This window comes from Escherichia sp. WS568 (assembly GCF_046486085.1).
In the GTDB taxonomy this organism is placed as follows: Bacteria; Pseudomonadota; Gammaproteobacteria; order Enterobacterales; family Enterobacteriaceae; genus Escherichia; species Escherichia coli.
In genome coordinates this window covers 352,517-372,784 of the sequence record NZ_JBJQMC010000001.1, presented here as the reverse complement: position 1 = coordinate 372,784, position 20,268 = coordinate 352,517, and the positions used below count along the sequence as shown (strand labels likewise).

Annotated in this window: 18 protein-coding genes; 12 read left to right on the top strand and 6 right to left on the bottom strand. The window is 51.2% G+C overall.

The genetic code is table 11. The features are described from left to right. The first annotated feature begins 30 nt into the window (after positions 1 to 30). Genes tap through cheZ form a run of 5 tightly spaced genes read left to right on the top strand, consistent with a single transcriptional unit; the run spans position 31 to position 4,622 of the window. Entirely contained in the window at positions 31 to 1,632 is a 1,602-nt protein-coding gene (gene tap / locus ACJHWR_RS01840) for a methyl-accepting chemotaxis protein IV (protein WP_000483254.1), read from the top strand. Between the two features lie 18 nt (positions 1,633 to 1,650). Beyond that, positions 1,651 to 2,511: a protein-glutamate O-methyltransferase CheR gene (gene cheR, locus ACJHWR_RS01835; RefSeq protein ID WP_000204329.1), complete on the top strand. Its 861-nt coding sequence runs from the start codon at positions 1,651 to 1,653 to the stop codon at positions 2,509 to 2,511. Positions 2,512 to 2,513: 2 nt separating this feature from the next. Continuing rightward, complete coding sequence (gene cheB / locus ACJHWR_RS01830; RefSeq protein ID WP_000036368.1) at positions 2,514 to 3,563, top strand: protein-glutamate methylesterase/protein glutamine deamidase; 1,050 nt, start codon at positions 2,514 to 2,516, stop codon at positions 3,561 to 3,563. A gap of 14 nt (positions 3,564 to 3,577) precedes the next feature. After that, positions 3,578 to 3,967 carry a chemotaxis response regulator CheY gene (gene cheY / locus ACJHWR_RS01825; RefSeq protein WP_000763860.1) on the top strand — a complete coding sequence of 130 codons (390 nt, stop codon included), beginning with the start codon at positions 3,578 to 3,580 and terminating at the stop codon, positions 3,965 to 3,967. Positions 3,968 to 3,977: 10 nt separating this feature from the next. Beyond that, positions 3,978 to 4,622 carry a protein phosphatase CheZ gene (gene cheZ, locus ACJHWR_RS01820; RefSeq protein WP_000983609.1) on the top strand — a complete coding sequence of 215 codons (645 nt, stop codon included), beginning with the start codon at positions 3,978 to 3,980 and terminating at the stop codon, positions 4,620 to 4,622. A gap of 87 nt (positions 4,623 to 4,709) precedes the next feature. On the opposite strand, the gene ACJHWR_RS01815 is transcribed toward cheZ, so the two are convergent. Both ACJHWR_RS01815 and dgt read right to left on the bottom strand, forming a co-directional pair. Beyond that, the gene (locus ACJHWR_RS01815) at positions 4,710 to 5,462 is read right to left on the bottom strand and encodes a hypothetical protein (RefSeq protein ID WP_001103661.1); all 753 of its coding nucleotides are present in this window, start codon (positions 5,460 to 5,462) and stop codon (positions 4,710 to 4,712) included. After that, positions 5,431 to 6,939 (bottom strand): dGTP triphosphohydrolase, encoded by a 1,509-nt coding sequence (gene dgt / locus ACJHWR_RS01810; protein ID WP_012311981.1) that lies wholly within the window; start codon positions 6,937 to 6,939, stop codon positions 5,431 to 5,433. The genes ACJHWR_RS01815 and dgt overlap by 32 nt, the downstream gene beginning before the upstream one ends. A gap of 236 nt (positions 6,940 to 7,175) precedes the next feature. On the opposite strand from dgt, the gene flhB reads away from it, so the two are divergent. Genes flhB through flhe form a run of 3 tightly spaced genes read left to right on the top strand, consistent with a single transcriptional unit; the run spans position 7,176 to position 10,787 of the window. Continuing rightward, on the top strand, positions 7,176 to 8,324 hold the full coding sequence (gene flhB / locus ACJHWR_RS01805) for a flagellar biosynthesis protein FlhB (RefSeq protein WP_001278918.1): 1,149 nt from the start codon (positions 7,176 to 7,178) through the stop codon (positions 8,322 to 8,324). After that, on the top strand, positions 8,317 to 10,395 hold the full coding sequence (gene flhA / locus ACJHWR_RS01800; RefSeq protein WP_000066983.1) for a flagellar biosynthesis protein FlhA: 2,079 nt from the start codon (positions 8,317 to 8,319) through the stop codon (positions 10,393 to 10,395). Before flhB ends, flhA begins: the two co-directional genes overlap by 8 nt. Then, entirely contained in the window at positions 10,395 to 10,787 is a 393-nt protein-coding gene (flhe, locus tag ACJHWR_RS01795; RefSeq protein ID WP_001259593.1) for a flagellar protein FlhE, read from the top strand. Before flhA ends, flhe begins: the two co-directional genes overlap by 1 nt. 52 nt (positions 10,788 to 10,839) lie before the next feature. On the opposite strand, the gene argS is transcribed toward flhe, so the two are convergent. After that, the gene (gene argS / locus ACJHWR_RS01790) at positions 10,840 to 12,573 is read right to left on the bottom strand and encodes an arginine--tRNA ligase (RefSeq protein WP_001025308.1); all 1,734 of its coding nucleotides are present in this window, start codon (positions 12,571 to 12,573) and stop codon (positions 10,840 to 10,842) included. A 215-nt stretch (positions 12,574 to 12,788) separates the two neighbouring features. Between argS and ACJHWR_RS01785 the strand changes: the two genes are divergently transcribed. The 4 genes from ACJHWR_RS01785 to torZ all read left to right on the top strand — a co-directional run bounded on the left by ACJHWR_RS01785 (position 12,789) and on the right by torZ (position 18,057). After that, positions 12,789 to 13,355: a VOC family protein gene (locus ACJHWR_RS01785; protein ID WP_001307851.1), complete on the top strand. Its 567-nt coding sequence runs from the start codon at positions 12,789 to 12,791 to the stop codon at positions 13,353 to 13,355. Between the two features lie 13 nt (positions 13,356 to 13,368). Continuing rightward, positions 13,369 to 14,115 (top strand): copper homeostasis protein CutC, encoded by a 747-nt coding sequence (cutC, locus tag ACJHWR_RS01780; protein WP_001185729.1) that lies wholly within the window; start codon positions 13,369 to 13,371, stop codon positions 14,113 to 14,115. A gap of 387 nt (positions 14,116 to 14,502) precedes the next feature. Further along, on the top strand, positions 14,503 to 15,603 hold the full coding sequence (locus tag ACJHWR_RS01775; protein ID WP_001214279.1) for a NapC/NirT family cytochrome c: 1,101 nt from the start codon (positions 14,503 to 14,505) through the stop codon (positions 15,601 to 15,603). Positions 15,604 to 15,627: 24 nt separating this feature from the next. Then, positions 15,628 to 18,057 (top strand): trimethylamine N-oxide reductase TorZ, encoded by a 2,430-nt coding sequence (torZ, locus tag ACJHWR_RS01770; protein ID WP_000176761.1) that lies wholly within the window; start codon positions 15,628 to 15,630, stop codon positions 18,055 to 18,057. Between the two features lie 34 nt (positions 18,058 to 18,091). On the opposite strand, the gene cmoB is transcribed toward torZ, so the two are convergent. The 3 genes from cmoB to ACJHWR_RS01755 are packed head-to-tail and all read right to left on the bottom strand — an operon-like array spanning position 18,092 to position 20,239. Then, positions 18,092 to 19,063, bottom strand: a complete 972-nt coding sequence (gene cmoB, locus ACJHWR_RS01765; RefSeq protein WP_000564726.1) for a tRNA 5-methoxyuridine(34)/uridine 5-oxyacetic acid(34) synthase CmoB — start codon at positions 19,061 to 19,063, stop codon at positions 18,092 to 18,094. Then, the gene (gene cmoA / locus ACJHWR_RS01760; RefSeq protein ID WP_000019588.1) at positions 19,060 to 19,803 is read right to left on the bottom strand and encodes a carboxy-S-adenosyl-L-methionine synthase CmoA; all 744 of its coding nucleotides are present in this window, start codon (positions 19,801 to 19,803) and stop codon (positions 19,060 to 19,062) included. Before cmoA ends, cmoB begins: the two co-directional genes overlap by 4 nt. A 40-nt stretch (positions 19,804 to 19,843) precedes the next feature. Then, positions 19,844 to 20,239: an MAPEG family protein gene (locus tag ACJHWR_RS01755; protein WP_000252980.1), complete on the bottom strand. Its 396-nt coding sequence runs from the start codon at positions 20,237 to 20,239 to the stop codon at positions 19,844 to 19,846. Between the last annotated feature and the right edge of the window lie 29 nt (positions 20,240 to 20,268).

Genomic DNA, 20,268 nt, shown 5'->3' with positions numbered 1-20,268 from the left:
GCGGTCATTGCCGCCTGATGGGGAGCGTTGATGTTTAATCGTATTCGAATTTCGACCACGCTGTTTTTAATTTTGATTCTCTGCGGGATCTTGCAGATTGGCAGTAACGGCATGTCTTTTTGGGCATTTCGCGACGATGTGCAACGACTGAATCAGGTCGAGCAGAGCAATCAGCAACGTGCGGCTTTAGCGCAAACTCGGGCGGTAATGTTACAGGCCAGTACCGCGCTGAACAAAGCGGGCACTCTGACGGCGCTTAGCTATCCGGCGGATGACATTAAAACGTTGATGACGACGGCGCGCGCCAGTCTGACGCAATCCACCACGCTGTTTAAAAGTTTTATGGCGATGACTGCGGGCAACGAGCACGTCAGGGCGTTGCAAAAAGAGACGGAGAAAAGTTTTGCCCGCTGGCACAACGATCTCGAACATCAGGCGACCTGGCTTGAAAGTAATCAACTTTCGGATTTCCTCTCAGCGCCGGTGCAGGAATCACAAAATGCGTTTGACGTTAACTTTGAGGTCTGGCAGCAGGAGATCAACCATGTGCTGGAAGGTGCCAGTGCGCAAAGCCAGCGTAACTATCACATTTCGGCGCTGGTGTTTATCAGCATGATTATTGTTGCAGCGCTCTACATCAGCAGTGCGCTGTGGTGGACGCGCAAGATGATTGTTCAACCACTGGCCATCATCGGTAGCCATTTTGACAGCATTGCTGCGGGTAATCTGGCGCGTCCGATTGCGGTATATGGTCGCAATGAGATCACCGCCATTTTTGCCAGTCTGAAGACCATGCAGCAGGCTTTGCGTGGGACGGTAAGTGATGTGCGTAAGGGAAGCCAGGAGATGCACATTGGTATCGCGGAGATTGTCGCAGGCAATAACGATCTCTCAAGTCGCACCGAACAGCAGGCGGCATCGCTGGCACAAACGGCCGCCAGTATGGAGCAATTAACCGCCACGGTAGGGCAAAACGCCGATAACGCACGACAGGCGTCGGAACTGGCAAAAAATGCCGCGACAACGGCGCAGGCGGGCGGTGTTCAGGTCAGTACCATGACTCACACCATGCAGGAGATCGCCACCAGTTCGCAAAAAATTGGCGACATTATCAGCGTTATCGACGGCATTGCTTTCCAGACCAATATTCTGGCCCTGAATGCGGCAGTGGAAGCGGCTCGCGCCGGAGAGCAGGGGCGTGGTTTTGCGGTCGTGGCAGGTGAAGTGCGCAATCTTGCCAGCCGTAGCGCCCAGGCAGCAAAAGAGATCAAAGGGCTGATCGAAGAGTCAGTCAATCGTGTCCAGCAGGGTTCGAAACTGGTGAATAACGCCGCCGGGACCATGACCGATATTGTCAGTTCGGTGACCCGCGTGAACGACATTATGGGAGAAATTGCTTCGGCCTCGGAAGAACAACGGCGGGGGATTGAGCAGGTTGCACAGGCTGTCAGCCAGATGGATCAGGTGACACAGCAGAACGCCTCCCTGGTAGAAGAAGCGGCGGTGGCAACGGAACAACTGGCGAATCAGGCCGACCATCTTTCGTCGCGCGTGGCGGTATTTACCCTTGAAGAGCATGAAGTAGCACGACATGAGTCGGCGCAGTTACAAATTGCGCCAGTGGTATCCTGAAGTGATTGAGAAGGCGCTATGACTTCATCTCTGCCCTGTGGGCAAACGTCTTTATTGTTACAGATGACCGAGCGCCTGGCGCTTTCCGACGCGCATTTTCGGCGGATAAGTCAATTGATCTATCAACGAGCCGGGATCGTCCTGGCCGACCATAAACGCGACATGGTTTACAACCGACTGGTTCGTCGTTTGCGTTCGCTGGGACTGACGGATTTCGGCCATTACCTGAACTTGCTGGAATCTAATCAGCACAGCGGTGAGTGGCAGGCGTTTATCAATTCGCTGACCACGAATCTGACGGCATTTTTCCGTGAGGCACACCATTTCCCTCTGCTCGCGGATCACGCACGTCGCCGTTTTGGCGAGTATCGCGTATGGAGCGCGGCGGCTTCGACCGGCGAAGAGCCGTACAGCATTGCGATGACGCTGGCTGAAACATTGGGCACCGTGCCCGGACGCTGGAAAGTGTTTGCCAGCGATATCGACACCGAAGTGCTGGAAAAAGCCAGAAGCGGTATTTATCGCCATGAAGAGTTGAAAAACCTGACGCCGCAGCAACTGCAACGGTATTTCATGCGAGGGACGGGACCGCATGAAGGGCTGGTACGCGTGCGTCAGGAGCTGGCGAACTATGTTGATTTTGCCCCGCTGAATTTACTGGCGAAACAGTACACCGTGCCGGGGCCGTTTGATGCGATCTTCTGTCGTAACGTCATGATCTACTTCGATCAAACTACCCAGCAGGAGATTTTGCGCCGCTTTGTTCCGCTCCTTAAACCCGACGGATTGCTGTTTGCGGGTCACTCTGAAAACTTTAGCCACCTTGAGCGCCGCTTCACGCTGCGTGGTCAGACGGTGTATGCGCTAAGTAAGGATTAACGATGAGCAAAATCAGGGTGTTATCTGTCGATGATTCGGCACTGATGCGCCAGATCATGACAGAAATCATCAACAGCCATAGCGACATGGAAATGGTGGCGACCGCCCCTGATCCGCTGGTTGCGCGTGATTTGATTAAAAAATTCAATCCCGATGTATTGACGCTGGATGTTGAAATGCCGCGGATGGACGGACTGGATTTTCTCGAAAAATTAATGCGTTTGCGTCCAATGCCCGTTGTGATGGTTTCTTCCCTGACCGGCAAAGGGTCAGAAGTCACGCTGCGCGCGCTGGAGCTGGGGGCGATAGATTTTGTCACCAAACCGCAACTGGGTATTCGCGAAGGAATGCTGGCGTATAGCGAAATGATTGCTGAAAAGGTGCGTACAGCAGCAAAGGCGAGCCTTGCAGCACATAAGCCATTGTCGGCACCGACAACGCTGAAGGCAGGGCCGTTGTTGAGTTCTGAAAAACTGATTGCGATTGGTGCTTCAACGGGGGGAACTGAGGCAATTCGTCACGTGCTGCAACCGTTGCCGCTTTCCAGCCCGGCACTGTTAATTACCCAGCATATGCCGCCCGGTTTCACCCGCTCTTTTGCCGACAGACTTAATAAGCTTTGCCAGATCGGGGTTAAAGAAGCCGAAGACGGAGAACGTGTCTTACCGGGGCATGCCTATATTGCGCCGGGCGATCGGCATATGGAGCTGGCGCGTAGTGGCGCAAATTACCAAATCAAAATTCACGATGGCCCGGCGGTTAACCGTCATCGGCCTTCGGTAGATGTGTTGTTCCATTCTGTCGCCAAACAGGCGGGGCGTAATGCGGTTGGGGTGATCCTGACCGGTATGGGCAACGACGGTGCGGCGGGAATGTTGGCGATGCGTCAGGCGGGGGCATGGACCCTTGCGCAAAACGAAGCAAGTTGCGTGGTGTTCGGCATGCCGCGCGAGGCCATCAATATGGGTGGTGTCTGCGAAGTGATCGATCTTAGCCAGGTAAGCCAGCAAATGTTGGCAAAAATTAGTGCCGGACAGGCGATACGTATTTAAATCAGGAGTGTGAAATGGCGGATAAAGAACTTAAATTTTTGGTTGTGGATGACTTTTCCACCATGCGACGCATAGTGCGTAACCTGCTGAAAGAGCTGGGATTCAATAATGTTGAGGAAGCGGAAGATGGCCTCGACGCGCTCAATAAGTTGCAGGCAGGCGGTTATGGATTTGTTATCTCCGACTGGAACATGCCCAATATGGATGGCCTGGAATTGCTGAAAACGATTCGTGCGGATGGCGCGATGTCGGCATTGCCAGTGTTAATGGTGACTGCAGAAGCGAAGAAAGAGAACATCATTGCTGCGGCGCAAGCGGGGGCCAGTGGCTATGTGGTGAAGCCATTTACCGCCGCGACGCTGGAGGAAAAACTCAACAAAATCTTTGAGAAACTGGGCATGTGAGGATGCGACTATGATGCAACCATCAATCAAACCTGCTGACGAGCATTCAGCTGGCGATATCATTGCGCGCATCGGCAGCCTGACGCGTATGCTGCGCGACAGTTTGCGGGAGCTGGGGCTGGATCAGGCCATTGCCGAAGCGGCGGAAGCCATCCCCGATGCGCGCGATCGTTTGTACTATGTTGTGCAGATGACCGCCCAGGCTGCGGAGCGGGCGCTGAACAGTGTTGAGGCGTCACAACCGCATCAGGATCAAATGGAGAAATCAGCAAAAGCGTTAACCCAACGTTGGGATGACTGGTTTGCCGATCCGATTGACCTTGCCGACGCCCGTGAACTGGTAACAGATACGCGGCAATTTCTGGCAGATGTCCCCGCGCATACCAGCTTTACTAACGCGCAACTGCTGGAAATCATGATGGCGCAGGATTTTCAGGATCTCACCGGGCAGGTCATTAAGCGGATGATGGATGTCATTCAGGAGATCGAACGTCAGTTGCTGATGGTGCTGTTGGAAAACATCCCGGAACAGGAGTCGCGTCCAAAACGTGAAAACCAGAGTTTGCTTAATGGACCTCAGGTCGATACCAGCAAAGCCGGTGTGGTAGCCAGTCAGGATCAGGTGGACGATTTGTTGGATAGTCTTGGATTTTGATTTGTATTGCCTTAACTTCGGCCTGCGCGATGATGCCAGGCCGATAGCAGGGGGGCGGGTATCGTTCAGGAAGTATGTGGAGGATGGTTATTTGTAATTTGATAATTTTAGATCAGCGAAGCGTGATTGTTGCGCCAGTAAATTTATCAACGCATTAAATTGTGAACGAGAAAATGACGATGACTGGTAGTGCAGTACATCGTAATGATGCCAAACTTCATAACGTTTTTTCGTCAGTTCATGGTGCAAGAAATGACAGAGTTCCGGACCTAAACTCTTTACCTGCTTAGTAAAAATAGTGCGTAAAATTTTCGTTACCGAACCGCTTGGATTGGGGTTAGTATGAAGAACAAGTTCAAGATGTCTGCGATTTAAGTCGGTCAAATAATTATCTTTACTGATAATTTTTTCACTACGTAGATCATAGAGCACGGCATCCCAACTCATCAGCGTAGTGTTTAACAGACTTGATTCATCCTCACAAAATATAAGTTTTTCCCGAAATGCCCATGTCTCATTGAGGTTCCAGATATCAAATTCGAAGTCGTGATAACGAAAACGGATCCCACCGAACTTATTAAAACGCAGTTGTTTGACGGGCAGTTCAGCCAATGTCCGGAAGAGTTCCTCACGGGAGCGACCGATGACGATATCAAGGTCTGAAGAGAATCCCTCGACGCCAAACAAGCCTAAGTCACGCACCATCCCGCCAAAAATCCAGGCCGGACAGGAACAGGCCAGAGTATCAAGTAATACTCTGGCTTTCTTATGCTCATCACTAAGCGTAAAAAAATCGGCGATACGCTGTTCAAGCTGTTGGGTGTTTGAGACCACATTCATACAGTGATTTTAGCTCATCGTGAAGGCGCATTAAATAACTATCCGTCATGCCTGAGATTGCGTCGGTAAGCAACTGCGCTTCTTTATAAAGAGCAGGGAGTGTATTGGCGGGATCTTCAAACACACGGCGATAATTTTCAGAGATTGTCCCGTAAGCATAGCGACCAAAGGGAGTATCCGACAGGTATTCTTCACGAGAAACAAAAAGGTTATCTGCAGACGCGGACTCGCGTTCTCCGTCTCGTTGTTTCTTTGTTTTGTGTCCATGGATGCCAATCCAGAGCATATCCATCAAGTTAGTAATGTAATTAGATCCCCTAAGTTCCAGTTGCAAGACTGAACGATGAAGGTAGCCTCGTGTTCGGTCGAACATTTTCAGGGCAGTGCAGAGAGCGTGACCTTTGCTTTGCGAGATTAAATCTTTGAACGGGCAGTCACGCTGCATCAGCGTGGGTAATTGTTCGCGAAAGGCTTCTACTACGGCATTAATCAATGCACTGGTGGCATAAACTCTGAACATTTGCATACTGAGTTCATTAATTTCCGCCGGTGAAAGTGCATTTCTTTGCTCTTTCCAGGCGTCATTTTTGGCCTCTACAGCTTCAATAACATGTTGAATTACATCGTTCGGCTCGGATTGTGACATCAAAAAATCACGCAAATCCTGGTATGAGGCAAATCCTTTCTTGATGGTATCTTCTGCGTCAAGCACAGAGTAGGCAATATCGTCGCAAGCTTCCATTATCCAGGTAAATGGGTGGCGGCAACCGGCATCATTACCTGGTACGCCAAGGCCCGTTTGCTGCCAGACATCCATGACAACCTCATGCTCAGAATAGAAAAAACCGTGCTTTTTCCAATGTTTGTCCGATGAATATGAAGCTCGGGGATATTTGATCAGTGCAGCCAGCGTGGCATAGGTCAGATTCAGACCAAAGTTATCGTTAATAATTTGTAATTTGGTAACCAGGCGTAGGGTTTGTGAGTTTCCATCAAATTGCAGAAAGTCGTTATATATTTCGCTGTTTACTTCTTTATCAAGAAGGCCTGGAAGATTTTTATTAAACCATGCGCGCATCGCTGCTTCACCTTGATGCCCAAATGGTGGATTACCGAGATCGTGTGCCAGTCCGATCGCTGCTAACAGAGCAGGAACGTCGCGTTCAACGACAATCCCCGTGGGTATTTCGCCAAAGATGTGTTCCTTCATCTCGAAAGCGAGTCTCATTCCTATTCCGCGAGCAAAGTTTGCTACTTCGTGAGAATGAGTCAGCCTCGTCCGTATACTGTCATTTTGATCTAACGGGAAAACTTGTGTTTTATCCGCAAGCCGACGAGTTGGCGCAGCAAAAAGTAATCGGTCGTAATCCCGCTCGATCTCTTGTCTTCCGCTAGCAAGGGGATGTAAAAATTCTATGCTGGTTTTTTTTAGATTATCTTTCCGACGGTTGCAGTTAAGCAATTGTTGCCATTCCATTTGATCGCCTTTGTAATAATTTAATTATTAGCAAACTAACAGAGAGGCGGTGGGCGATTCTATAGGCTAAATGGCTAAATATCAGAACTGGAAAATGGTTCGCAAAACGTTCTGCAACTGAACCTGTTTTTTGCATAAACGCCCTAAATCCCGCCTGTTTTGCCCCTTACTCAAACCATTGAACGCTTTGCGATCTGGCATCATTTACGCTTAATACTCTTTCCAGGATTGGCGACGTGTCTGACGAGAGCGACGACAAAACAGAAGCCCCCACACCTCACCGACTAGAAAAAGCGCGGGAAGAGGGGCAAATCCCGCGTTCCCGTGAACTGACCTCGCTGCTGATTTTGTTAGTGGGCGTGTGTGTTATCTGGTTTGGCGGTGTGTCGCTGGCCCGTCGATTGTCGGGCATGCTCTCCGCTGGGCTGCATTTTGATCACAGTATTATCAATGACCCGAATTTGATCCTCGGGCAGATTATTCTGCTGATCAGAGAAGCCATGCTGGCGCTGCTACCGCTGATTAGCGGCGTGGTGCTGGTGGCGATTATTTCTCCGGTTATGCTGGGGGGGCTGGTATTTAGCGGCAAATCCTTGCAGCCGAAGTTTTCCAAACTCAACCCGCTACCGGGCATTAAACGGATGTTCTCGGCACAGACTGGCGCGGAGTTGCTTAAGGCAATTTTGAAAACCATCCTGGTTGGCAGCGTGACGGGGTTTTTTCTCTGGCATCACTGGCCGCAGATGATGCGCTTAATGGCCGAGTCTCCGATTACCGCCATGGGTAATGCGATGGATCTGGTAGGGCTATGCGCACTGCTGGTGGTGCTTGGTGTTATTCCGATGGTGGGATTTGACGTCTTTTTCCAAATCTTCAGCCACCTGAAAAAGCTGCGAATGTCGCGGCAGGATATTCGTGATGAGTTCAAACAAAGCGAAGGCGACCCCCATGTTAAAGGGCGGATACGTCAGATGCAGCGAGCTGCCGCGCGGCGTCGGATGATGGCCGATGTGCCGAAAGCGGATGTCATTGTCAATAACCCAACCCACTATTCGGTAGCGTTGCAGTATGACGAAAACAAAATGAGCGCACCGAAAGTGGTCGCTAAAGGTGCAGGACTGGTCGCGCTGCGCATTCGTGAAATTGGTGCTGAAAATAACGTCCCTACGCTTGAAGCGCCGCCGCTGGCGCGAGCGCTGTATCGACATGCGGAGATCGGTCAACAAATCCCGGGTCAACTGTACGCCGCGGTAGCGGAAGTGCTGGCCTGGGTCTGGCAACTGAAACGCTGGCGTCTGGCTGGAGGACAGCGCCCTGTACAACCTACTCATCTTCCGGTGCCGGAAGCCCTGGATTTTATTAACGAGAAACCGTCCCATGAGTAATCTGGCCGCGATGCTGCGCCTGCCCGCAAACCTGAAATCGACACAATGGCAGATCCTTGCCGGACCGATTTTGATCCTGTTGATCTTGTCGATGATGGTACTGCCACTGCCCGCATTCATACTCGACCTGCTGTTTACCTTCAATATTGCCTTGTCGATCATGGTGTTGCTGGTGGCGATGTTTACCCAGCGCACGCTTGAGTTTGCTGCGTTTCCGACCATCCTGTTGTTTACCACGCTGTTGCGTCTGGCACTTAACGTGGCTTCAACCCGTATCATTTTGATGGAAGGGCATACCGGCGCGGCGGCGGCTGGAAAGGTGGTCGAAGCGTTCGGTCACTTCCTCGTTGGTGGCAATTTCGCTATCGGTATCGTGGTGTTTGTCATTCTCGTGATCATCAACTTTATGGTCATTACCAAAGGTGCCGGGCGTATCGCAGAAGTGGGTGCGCGCTTTGTTCTCGATGGCATGCCGGGTAAGCAGATGGCGATTGACGCCGACCTTAACGCTGGATTGATTGGTGAAGATGAGGCGAAAAAACGCCGCTCCGAAGTGACTCAGGAAGCCGATTTTTACGGCTCAATGGATGGGGCAAGTAAGTTTGTTCGCGGCGATGCCATCGCCGGGATCCTCATCATGGTCATTAACGTTGTCGGCGGGTTGCTGGTCGGCGTGCTGCAACATGGCATGAGCATGGGACACGCGGCGGAAAGTTATACGCTATTGACCATTGGCGACGGTCTGGTGGCACAAATTCCGGCGTTGGTGATTTCTACCGCCGCGGGGGTCATCGTTACGCGTGTCAGCACCGATCAGGATGTTGGCGAGCAGATGGTGAATCAGCTTTTCAGTAACCCAAGCGTTATGTTGTTAAGCGCCGCCGTGCTCGGTTTACTCGGCCTGGTGCCTGGAATGCCAAACCTGGTATTTTTGCTGTTCACTGCCGGATTGCTGGGGCTGGCCTGGTGGATCCGTGGACGTGAACAAAAAGCGCCTGCCGAACCAAAACCGGTAAAAATGGCAGAGAATAATACCGTTGTCGAAGCGACGTGGAACGATGTACAACTGGAAGATTCTCTGGGAATGGAAGTGGGTTATCGCCTGATCCCGATGGTCGATTTCCAGCAGGATGGTGAGTTGCTGGGCCGTATACGCAGTATTCGCAAGAAATTTGCCCAGGAGATGGGGTTTCTGCCGCCGGTGGTGCACATTCGCGACAATATGGATCTGCAACCTGCCCGCTATCGCATTTTGATGAAAGGCGTGGAGATAGGCAGTGGTGATGCTTATCCGGGGCGTTGGTTGGCGATTAACCCTGGTACCGCTGCCGGGACGTTACCTGGTGAGGCGACCGTCGATCCGGCATTTGGCCTGAATGCTATCTGGATTGAAAGTGCGCTTAAAGAACAGGCGCAGATTCAGGGATACACCGTGGTTGAGGCCAGCACGGTGGTGGCAACGCATCTTAACCACCTCATTAGCCAGCATGCCGCAGAGCTGTTTGGTCGTCAGGAGGCGCAACAGCTGCTGGATCGCGTCGCCCAGGAGATGCCAAAGCTGACGGAAGATCTCGTTCCTGGCGTCGTCACGCTCACCACACTGCATAAAGTGCTGCAAAATCTGCTCGATGAAAAAGTACCGATTCGCGATATGCGCACTATTCTCGAAACGCTGGCGGAACATGCGCCCATCCAAAGCGATCCACATGAATTAACCGCCGTCGTGCGCGTGGCGTTGGGACGGGCGATTACCCAGCAGTGGTTTCCTGGCAAAGATGAAGTCCATGTTATTGGCCTCGATACACCGCTGGAACGTTTGTTACTACAGGCGCTGCAGGGCGGGGGCGGACTGGAGCCAGGGCTGGCGGATCGTTTACTGGCGCAAACTCAGGAAGCGCTATCCCGTCAGGAGATGTTGGGTGCGCCGCCAGTTTTATTGGTGAACCACGCGCTGCGACCTTTATTGTCTCGCTTCCTGCGCCGCAGTCTGCCGCAGTTAGTGGTGCTGTCGAATCTGGAACTGTCTGATAACCGACATATCCGCATGACGGCGACAATTGGCGGTAAATGATGAGAACCTTATTAGCAATATTATTGTTTCCGCTGCTGGTGCAAGCCGCCGGAGAGGGGATGTGGCAGGCGAGTAGTGTGGGCGTTACGCTGAATCACCGTGGTGAGTCGATGTCGTCAGCGCCTCTTTCTACTCGACAACCTGCTTCAGGATTGATGACGCTGGTGGCGTGGCGTTATCAGCTTATCGGCCCAACTCCCGTAGGGCTGCGGGTTCGCTTGTGTTCACAATCTCGTTGTGTCGAATTAGAGGGGCAGAGCGGAACCACCGTGGCCTTTTCCGGTATACCGGCGGCAGAACCGTTGCGCTTTATCTGGGAAGTGCCTGGCGGTGGGCGGTTAATTCCGCCGCTAAAGGTACAACGGAATGAAGTGATTGTGAATTATCGTTAATGATAAAAAAGCCGATGTCTGCCATGACATCGGCTTTTGCCGTATAACGCGATTACATACGCTCTACTGTCTCAATACCCAGCGTATCCAGACCCAGTTTCAGCGTCTTCGCCGTCAGTTGTGCCAGTTTCAGACGGCTGTTACGCACTTCTTCGTTTTCTGCGCTGAGGATCGGGCAGTGCTCGTAGAAGCCAGAGAACAGACCGGCCAGATCGTACAGGTAAGCACACATCACATGCGGCGTGCCTTCACGGGCAACCACAGTGAGGGTTTCTTCAAACTGCAGCAGGCGAGCTGCCAGTTGTGCTTCACGATCTTCACGGATGATTACCGGAGCTGCAGCCAGTTGCTCTTCGTCAATTTCTGCTTTACGGAACACGGACAATACACGCGTGTAAGCATACTGCATGTATGGCGCGGTATTACCCTCAAACGCCAGCATGTTGTCCCAGTCGAAGATGTAGTCAGTGGTACGGTTTTTGGAGAGATCTGCGTATTTAACCGCACCAATACCAACCGCATTAGCCAGTTTTTCCAGCTCATCGGCTGGCATATCCGGGTTCTTCTCTGCCACCAGACGGCGTGCGCGTTCCAGGGCTTCATCCAGCAGGTCTGCCAGTTTCACTGTACCACCCGCGCGGGTTTTGAACGGTTTGCCGTCTTTACCCAGCATCATGCCGAACATGTGGTGTTCCAGCGGTACGGATTCCGGTACATAGCCTGCTTTGCGGACGATAGCCCACGCCTGCATCAGGTGTTGATGCTGACGGGAGTCGATGTAATACAGCACGCGATCGGCATGCAGTGTTTCATAACGATATTTCGCACAGGCGATATCAGTGGTGGTGTAGAGATAGCCACCATCTTTCTTCTGAATGATCACGCCCATCGGTTCGCCTTCCTTGTTTTTGAACTCATCAAGGAATACGACGGTCGCGCCTTCACTTTCTACTGCCAGACCTTTGGCTTTCAGGTCCGCTACGATACCCGGCAGCATTGGGTTGTAGAGGCTTTCACCCATCACGTCATCACGGGTCAGCGTCACGTTGAGACGATCGTAGGTGATCTGGTTCTGCGTCATGGTGATGTCGACCAGTTTGCGCCACATCTCGCGGAAATATTCGTCACCGCTTTGCAGTTTTACCACGTAGTTACGTGCACGCTCGGCAAACTCTTCATCTTCGTCGTAATGCTTTTTCGCATCGCGGTAGAAACCTTCAAGGTCAGCCAGCTCCATTTCACCGGCGTTTTCCTGCTGCTGCTTTTCCAGCCACGCAATCAGCATACCGAACTGAGTGCCCCAGTCGCCGACGTGGTTTGCGCGAATCACTTTGTGACCGAGGAACTCCAGAGTACGAACTGCTGCGTCACCAATAATGGTAGAGCGCAGGTGACCGACATGCATCTCTTTCGCCACGTTTGGCGCAGAGTAGTCAACCACAATGGTCTGTTTTTCTGGCGTAGCAACACCGAGACGATCGGACGCCAGCGCCTGCTGAACATGATCAGCCAGGAATGCCGGATCAAGGAAAATGTTGATAAAGCCAGGACCCGCGATCTCAACTTTGCTGGCGATACCGTTAAGATCCAGATGAGTCAGCACCTGCTCTGCTAATTGTCGCGGTGCCATACCCAGTTTTTTAGCAACTGCCATCATGCCGTTAGCCTGATAGTCGCCGAACTGAACTTTTGCTGACTGACGAACCTGCGGTTCGCAATCCGCAGGCGCGCCTGCCGCAATCATGGCCTGACGGACTTTTTCTGAGAGAAGAGCCTGAATATTCACCGGAATACCTTACATTGATGAAGCGAGCAAAATTTGCCCGCACCAGTTAAAGAAATTAGGGCGGGAGTATACTGCAAATGGCTGTTTTCGTCAGCAACGTGTGCGTGGCGTATTGTCGTTTTCACTATTGCATCAGAAGCGGCGTGAAATCAGCGGTTGGTTGGCGCAGGGCAACAGGGTAAATTAACGCTTTTACTGGAAGACGAAGAGTGATTATGGCGAACTGGCAATCTATCGACGAGCTGCAGGATATTGCATCGGATTTACCGCGATTTACCCACGCATTAGATGAACTTTCCCGCCGTCTGGGGTTGGATATCACTCCGCTGACTGCCGATCACATTTCCTTGCGTTGCCATCAAAACGCCACCGCTGAGCGCTGGCGTCGCGGGTTTGAACAGTGCGGCGAGCTTTTGTCAGAAAATATGATCAATGGCAGACCGATTTGTCTGTTTAAATTGCATGAACCGGTACAGGTTGCTCACTGGCAGTTTTCCATTGTGGAGCTACCGTGGCCTGGGGAAAAACGTTACCCGCACGAAGGTTGGGAACATATTGAAATCGTTCTGCCGGGTGATCCAGAAACGCTGAATGCCCGTGCGCTGGCATTGCTTTCTGATGAAGGACTCAGCCTGCCGGGGATCTCAGTTAAAACCAGTTCGCCAAAAGGTGAGCATGAACGATTACCGAATCCGACGCTGGCGGTCACCGATGGTAAAACAACCATTAAGTTTCATCCGTGGTCCATTGAAGAGATCGTTGCCAGCGAGCAGTCGGCGTAACTAAGGAGCAAAAATGGCATTACTGGAAATTTGCTGTTACAGCATGGAATGCGCGCTAACGGCGCAGCAAAACGGCGCTGACAGAGTTGAATTATGCGCAGCTCCAAAAGAGGGGGGCTTAACGCCGTCGTTGGGGGTACTGAAATCCGTGCGCCAGCGGGTGACGATCCCTGTGCATCCGATTATCCGCCCACGGGGTGGTGATTTTTGCTACAGCGACGGTGAATTTGCCGCCATTCTTGAGGATGTGCGCACAGTCCGCGAATTAGGTTTTCCTGGACTGGTGACGGGCGTTCTCGATGTTGACGGGAATGTCGATATGCCACGAATGGAAAAAATAATGGCTGCTGCCGGTCCGCTGGCAGTGACTTTTCATCGCGCCTTCGATATGTGCGCTAACCCTTTAAATACACTCAATAATCTTGCGGAATTGGGCATTACCCGGGTACTGACATCAGGGCAAAAATCAGACGCACTGCAAGGTTTATCAAAAATTATGGAACTTATTGCCCATGGTGATGCTCCAATCATTATGGCCGGAGCAGGAATCCGTGCGGAAAACCTGCACCACTTCCTCGATGCCGGAGTGCTGGAAGTCCATAGCTCCGCGGGAGCGTGGCAAGCCTCACCGATGCGTTATCGTAATCAAGGATTGTCCATGTCATCAGATGCACACGCGGACGAGTATTCGCGTTATGTCGTAGACGGGGCGGCGGTTGCTGAAATGAAAGGAATCATTGAACGCCATCAGGCCAAATGATTTTTACCGTTGCATCATGTCGCCCAATATGATGCTTGCTCGTACCAGGCCCCTGCAATTTCAACAGGGGCCTTTTTTTATCCCTGAGCAGTATAAAAAACGAACGATTGCCGTGATCTGTTGAGCGGGTGACAGTGCGCATAGCGTTGTGCTAAAAATATTTTATATATTCACATTCATTATGTGATTTAAATTGCCAAAACTGACAAATATATATTCTAAATAACAACTGGGTTATTCCTTAGCAATTAATGATTACATTGTAATAAATCATATTCTTTATCGATTATTTCAGGCAGTGTTGTGCCGAATTAAGCAAGTAGTCAATTCGTTGTATATTTATTTATACAATGGTGTCGGTGTCCTGGAATTTAATTAGAGGAATCTATGCGAGGGAAAAAACGCATTGGGTTATTGTTTTTGCTGATAGCGGTTGTGGTTGGTGGCGGCGGGTTATTGCTGGCGCAAAAAGCCTTACATAAAACGTCGGATACCGCATTTTGTCTTTCCTGCCACTCGATGAGTAAACCTTTTGAGGAATATCAGGGAACTGCCCACTTTTCGAACCAGAAAGGTATACGTGCGGAATGTGCCGATTGCCATATTCCAAAGTCAGGGATGGATTATTTATTTGCTAAATTAAAAGCATCTAAAGATATTTATCATGAATTTGTTAGCGGCAAAATAGACAGTGACGATAAGTTCGAAGCTCATCGCCAGGAAATGGCCGAAACAGTATGGAAAGAATTAAAAGCAACTGACTCTGCAACCTGCCGTAGTTGCCATTCTTTTGATGCCATGGATATTGCTTCGCAAAGTGAATCTGCGCAGAAAATGCATAATAAAGCGCAAAAGGACGGCGAAACTTGTATCGATTGCCATAAAGGCATTGCCCATTTCCCGCCAGAAATAAAAATGGATGACAACGCGGCGCATGAGCTGGAAAGTCAGGCCGCTACTTCAGTGACTAATGGCGCACATATTTATCCTTTCAAAACTTCTCGCATAGGCGAACTGGCTACCGTGACTCCTGGTACCGATCTCACCGTCGTTGATGCCAGTGGCAAACAGCCAATTGTTCGGTTGCAGGGTTATCAAATGCAGGGCAGTGAAAACACGCTCTACCGGGCGGCAGGTCAACGGCTGGCGCTAGCCACATTAAGTGAAGAAGGTATCAAGGCGCTAGCGGTAAACGGGGAATGGCAGGCTGACGAATACGGCAATCAATGGCGTCAGGCGTCTTTACAGGGTGCGCTTACCGATCCCGCATTAGCGGACCGTAAACCGCTATGGCAATACGCTGAAAAACTTGACGATACCTATTGCGCTGGCTGCCATGCCCCTATTGCCGCCGACCATTACACCGTCAATACATGGCCGTCCATTGCCAAAGGAATGGGTGCGCGAACCAGCATGAGCGAAAACGAACTGGACATTTTGACGCGGTACTTCCAGTACAACGCCAAAGATATTACCGAGAAACAGTGATCCTCGTTGATCAGGGAGGAAGTTATGACATTAACAAGACGTGAATTTATTAAACATAGCGGTATTGCGGCAGGGGCGCTGGTGGTGACATCGGCTGCACCGTTACCTGCATGGGCAGAAGAGAAGGGCGGCAAAATTCTCACCGCGGGCCGTTGGGGAGCGATGAACGTAGAAGTGAAGGACGGCAAGATTGTTTCTTCGACAGGCGCGCTGGCGAAAACCATACCGAACTCCTTACAGTCTACGGCGGCGGATCAGGTACACACCACGGCGCGTATTCAGCATCCGATGGTGAGAAAAAGCTATCTCGATAATCCACTGCAACCGGCGAAAGGTCGTGGCGAAGATATCTATGTACAGGTGAGCTGGGAGCAAGCATTAAAACTGATTCATGAGCAACACGATCGTATTCGTAAAGCTAACGGACCATCGGCCATTTTTGCCGGATCTTACGGCTGGCGCTCTTCTGGCGTGTTGCATAAAGCGCAAACCTTACTGCAACGTTATATGAACCTGGCGGGCGGTTATTCCGGGCATAGCGGCGATTATTCAACCGGGGCAGCACAGGTGATCATGCCGCATGTGGTCGGTTCTGTAGAGGTGTATGAACAGCAGACCTCCTGGCCGCTGATTCTGGAAAACAGCCAGGTTGTGGTGCTGTGGGGGATGAACCCGCTGAATACCTTAAAAATTGCCTGGAGCAGTACCGATGAACAAGGGCTGGAATACTTCCATCAGCTGAAAAAATCGGGCAAACCTGTGATTGCCATCGACCCTATCCGTTCCGAAACAATCGAGTTCTTTGGCGATAACGCCACCTGGATCGCCCCAAATATGGGTACCGACGTGGCGTTGATGTTAGGGATTGCGCACACCTTGATGGTACAAGGTAAGCACGATAAGGCCTTCCTGGAAAAATACACCACCGGCTACCCGCAGTTTGAAGAGTATCTGATAGGTAAGAGCGATAATACGCCGAAGAGCGCGGCCTGGGCGGCGGAAATTACTGGCGTACCGGAAGCGCAGATAGTCAAACTCGCTGAACTGATGGCGGCGAATCGCACAATGCTGATGGCAGGCTGGGGAATTCAGCGCCAGCAATATGGTGAACAGAAACACTGGATGCTGGTGACGCTGGCGGCGATGTTAGGGCAGATTGGTACACCGGGCGGCGGTTTTGGTTTCTCTTATCATTACTCCAATGGTGGCAACCCGACGCGTGTTGGCGGCGTGCTGCCGGAAATGTCTGCGGCGATTGCCGGACAGGCCAGCGAGGCCGCTGATGATGGCGGAATGACGGCGATTCCTGTTGCCCGTATCGTCGATGCGCTGGAAAATCCTGGCGGCAAATATCAGCATAACGGTAAAGAACAAACGTATCCGAATATCAAAATGATCTGGTGGGCGGGTGGCGGTAACTTTACCCATCACCAGGATACTAATCGTCTGATTAAAGCATGGCAGAAACCGGAGATGATCGTCGTTTCTGAATGCTACTGGACCGCAGCTGCTAAACATGCAGATATCGTATTACCGATCACCACATCGTTTGAGCGAAATGACTTAACGATGACCGGTGATTACAGCAACCAGCATATTGTGCCGATGAAGCAGGCTGTGGCTCCGCAATTTGAAGCGCGTAACGATTTTGATGTGTTTGCCGATCTTGCTGAATTACTCAAACCTGGCGGAAAAGAGATCTATACCGAAGGTAAAGATGAAATGGCGTGGCTGAAATTTTTCTATGATGCCGCTCAGAAAGGTGCGCGTGCGCAACGCGTGACTATGCCGATGTTTAATGCTTTCTGGCAGCAAAATAAACTGATCGAAATGCGCCGCAGCGAGAAGAACGAACAGTACGTTCGTTATGGTGATTTCCGCGCCGATCCGGTGAAAAATGCGCTGGGTACGCCAAGCGGCAAAATTGAGATTTACTCCAAAACGCTGGAAAAATTTGGCTATAAAGATTGCCCGGCACACCCAACCTGGCTTGCGCCTGATGAGTGGAAAGGTACCGCCGATGAGAAGCAGTTGCAGCTTTTGACCGCGCATCCGGCACACCGTTTACACAGTCAGCTTAACTATGCGGAACTGCGTAAAAAATATGCGGTTGCCGATCGTGAACCGATCACTATTCACACCGAAGATGCTGCTCGCTTTGGTATTGCGAATGGCGATCTGGTGCGTGTCTGGAACAAACGTGGTCAGATTCTGACAGGCGCGGTGGTGACTGACGGGATCAAAAAAGGCGTGGTATGCGTGCATGAAGGTGCATGGCCAGATCTGGAAAGTGGCTTGTGTAAAAACGGCAGTGCGAACGTGTTAACGGCGGATATCCCCAGCTCTCAGCTGGCAAATGCCTGTGCCGGTAACTCTGCGCTGGTGTATATCGAAAAATATACGGGCAATGCACCGAAGTTAACGGCGTTTGATCAGCCAGCTGTTCAGGCATAAGACGTGAAAAGCGCCCGGAAACGGGCGCTAATCTTTACGGCTTGCGCGCAATCAGCACCGCGCGTTTAGGTGCCGGATAACCTTCAACTGTCTTACTCGGATCATGCGGGTCGAGGAAATCGGCCAGCGATTCAGTAACCATCCATTCGGTGCGTCGCTGTTCTTCTGTGGTGGTAACGCTCACATCCGCAATGCGAATATCAACAAAACCACACTTCTTCAGCCAGTTTTTCAGCGCCAGCGCAGAAGGGATGAAATAGACATTACGCATTTGCGCGTAACGATCGCCCGGCACCAGCACCGTGTTCTCATCACCATCAATAACCAGCGTTTCAAGCACCAGTTCACCTTCATTCACCAGTTGATCTTTCAACTGCCAGAGATGCTCCAGCGGTGAACGACGATGATAAAGCACGCCCATCGAAAAGACGGTATCAAAGGCTTTCAGTGCCGGAAGCTGTTCAATACCTAACGGTAACAAATGTGCGCGCTGATCGTTACCCAGTAGTTTACGCACCGCTTCAAACTGGCACAGAAACAGTTGCGTAGGGTCGATTCCCACCGCGAGGTGCGCGCCTGCGCCAATCATGCGCCACATGTGATAACCGCTGCCGCAGCCGACATCAAGAATGGTGCGCCCGGTTAAATCAGAAAGATGGGGCAGAACGCGATCCCATTTCCAGTCGGAACGCCATTCGGTATCGATGTTGACGCCATACAGTGAGAACGGCCCTTTGCGCCACGGCATCAGGTTGCGCATCAGCGTTTCAATGCGTTTAATTTGCCCGGCGCTCAGTGGCTCTTCGCTTTCGGCGGTTACGCTATGCAATAAATCCAGACGATACGGTTTAATTTCAGGCAGAAATTCCACCGCGTTGGACCACTGTTTAAACAGACCGTGCTGCTGTTCGCGCTGCCAGTTAGCAATCTGCGCGGGCAGCGTTTCCAGCCAGTGTGAAAGATGATTTTTGGCAATCAGAGAATAAAAGTTACCAAAGTCGATCATGCAGCGTCCTCTGCTTTTAATGCCACCAGTGAACCAAAGTTAAAGCACTGGAACCACAGCTCGCTATGCTCAAAACCGGCTTTATGCAGGCGTGCTTTATGGGTTTCCACGGAATCGGTCAGCATCACGTTTTCCAGCATGCTGCGTTTCTGGCTGATCTCCAGTTCGCTGTAACCGTTGGCACGTTTAAAGTCGTGGTGCATGTTGAACAGCAGTTCACCAACTTTGGCATCTTCGAAACTGAATTTTTCCGAAAGCACCAGAGCGCCGCCCGGGTTCAGTCCTTGATAAATTTTATCCAGTAACGCCTGGCGCTCGGAAGGTTCCAGGAATTGCAGGGTAAAATTCAGCACCACCATCGATGCATTTTCAATGGCGATATCGCGAATATCACCTTCAATAACGTCTACTGGCGTAGGAGCTTTATAGGCGTCAATATGACGACGGCAGCGTTCAATCATCGCCGGGGAGTTATCGATGGCAATAATTTTGCAATTATCATGATGAATGTTGCGACGCACCGAGAGCGTCGCCGCGCCCAGAGAACAACCCAGATCGTAAACCTGCGTACCAGGTTGAACGAAGCGCTCGGCTAACATACCAATCATGGAAATAATATTGGAATAGCCGGGAACGGAACGCTGGATCATATCCGGGAAGACTTCAGCTACCCGTTCATCAAAGGTCCAGTCGCCCAGTCTGGCGATAGGGGCAGAAAATAGCGTGTCGCGGTGAGACATAACGTAAAAATCCGGGAAAAAGAAAGTGGCGTATTGTGCGCTAACGCAGGGAGAAAACCAACTCCCAGGGCATATACCAAAGATTCGCCAGCACCATCAGCAACAGCGCACACCAGGTGGCGCTCATGCCAGAACGTCGCCAGCGGAACAGACGGTGATGAAAACCGTAATAATGCATCAGACGACCAGCAAGCAAAACGATGCCGCAAATATGCACCATCCAGGTTTCTGCGCCATTCATTTCCATAAACAGCATCAACACAATCGCGATGGGAATATATTCCACCGCGTTACCATGAATGCGAATAGCGCTTTGCAGTTCGCTAAAACCGCCGTCGCCATAGGCAACGCGGTACTGCATTCGCAGGCGAACGACATCAAAAGAGAACTTCATTAATAACAACGCACTTAAAACGGCATACAGCGCGCTTACCATACAAACTCCCTTTAAAATGGCCGATGGCA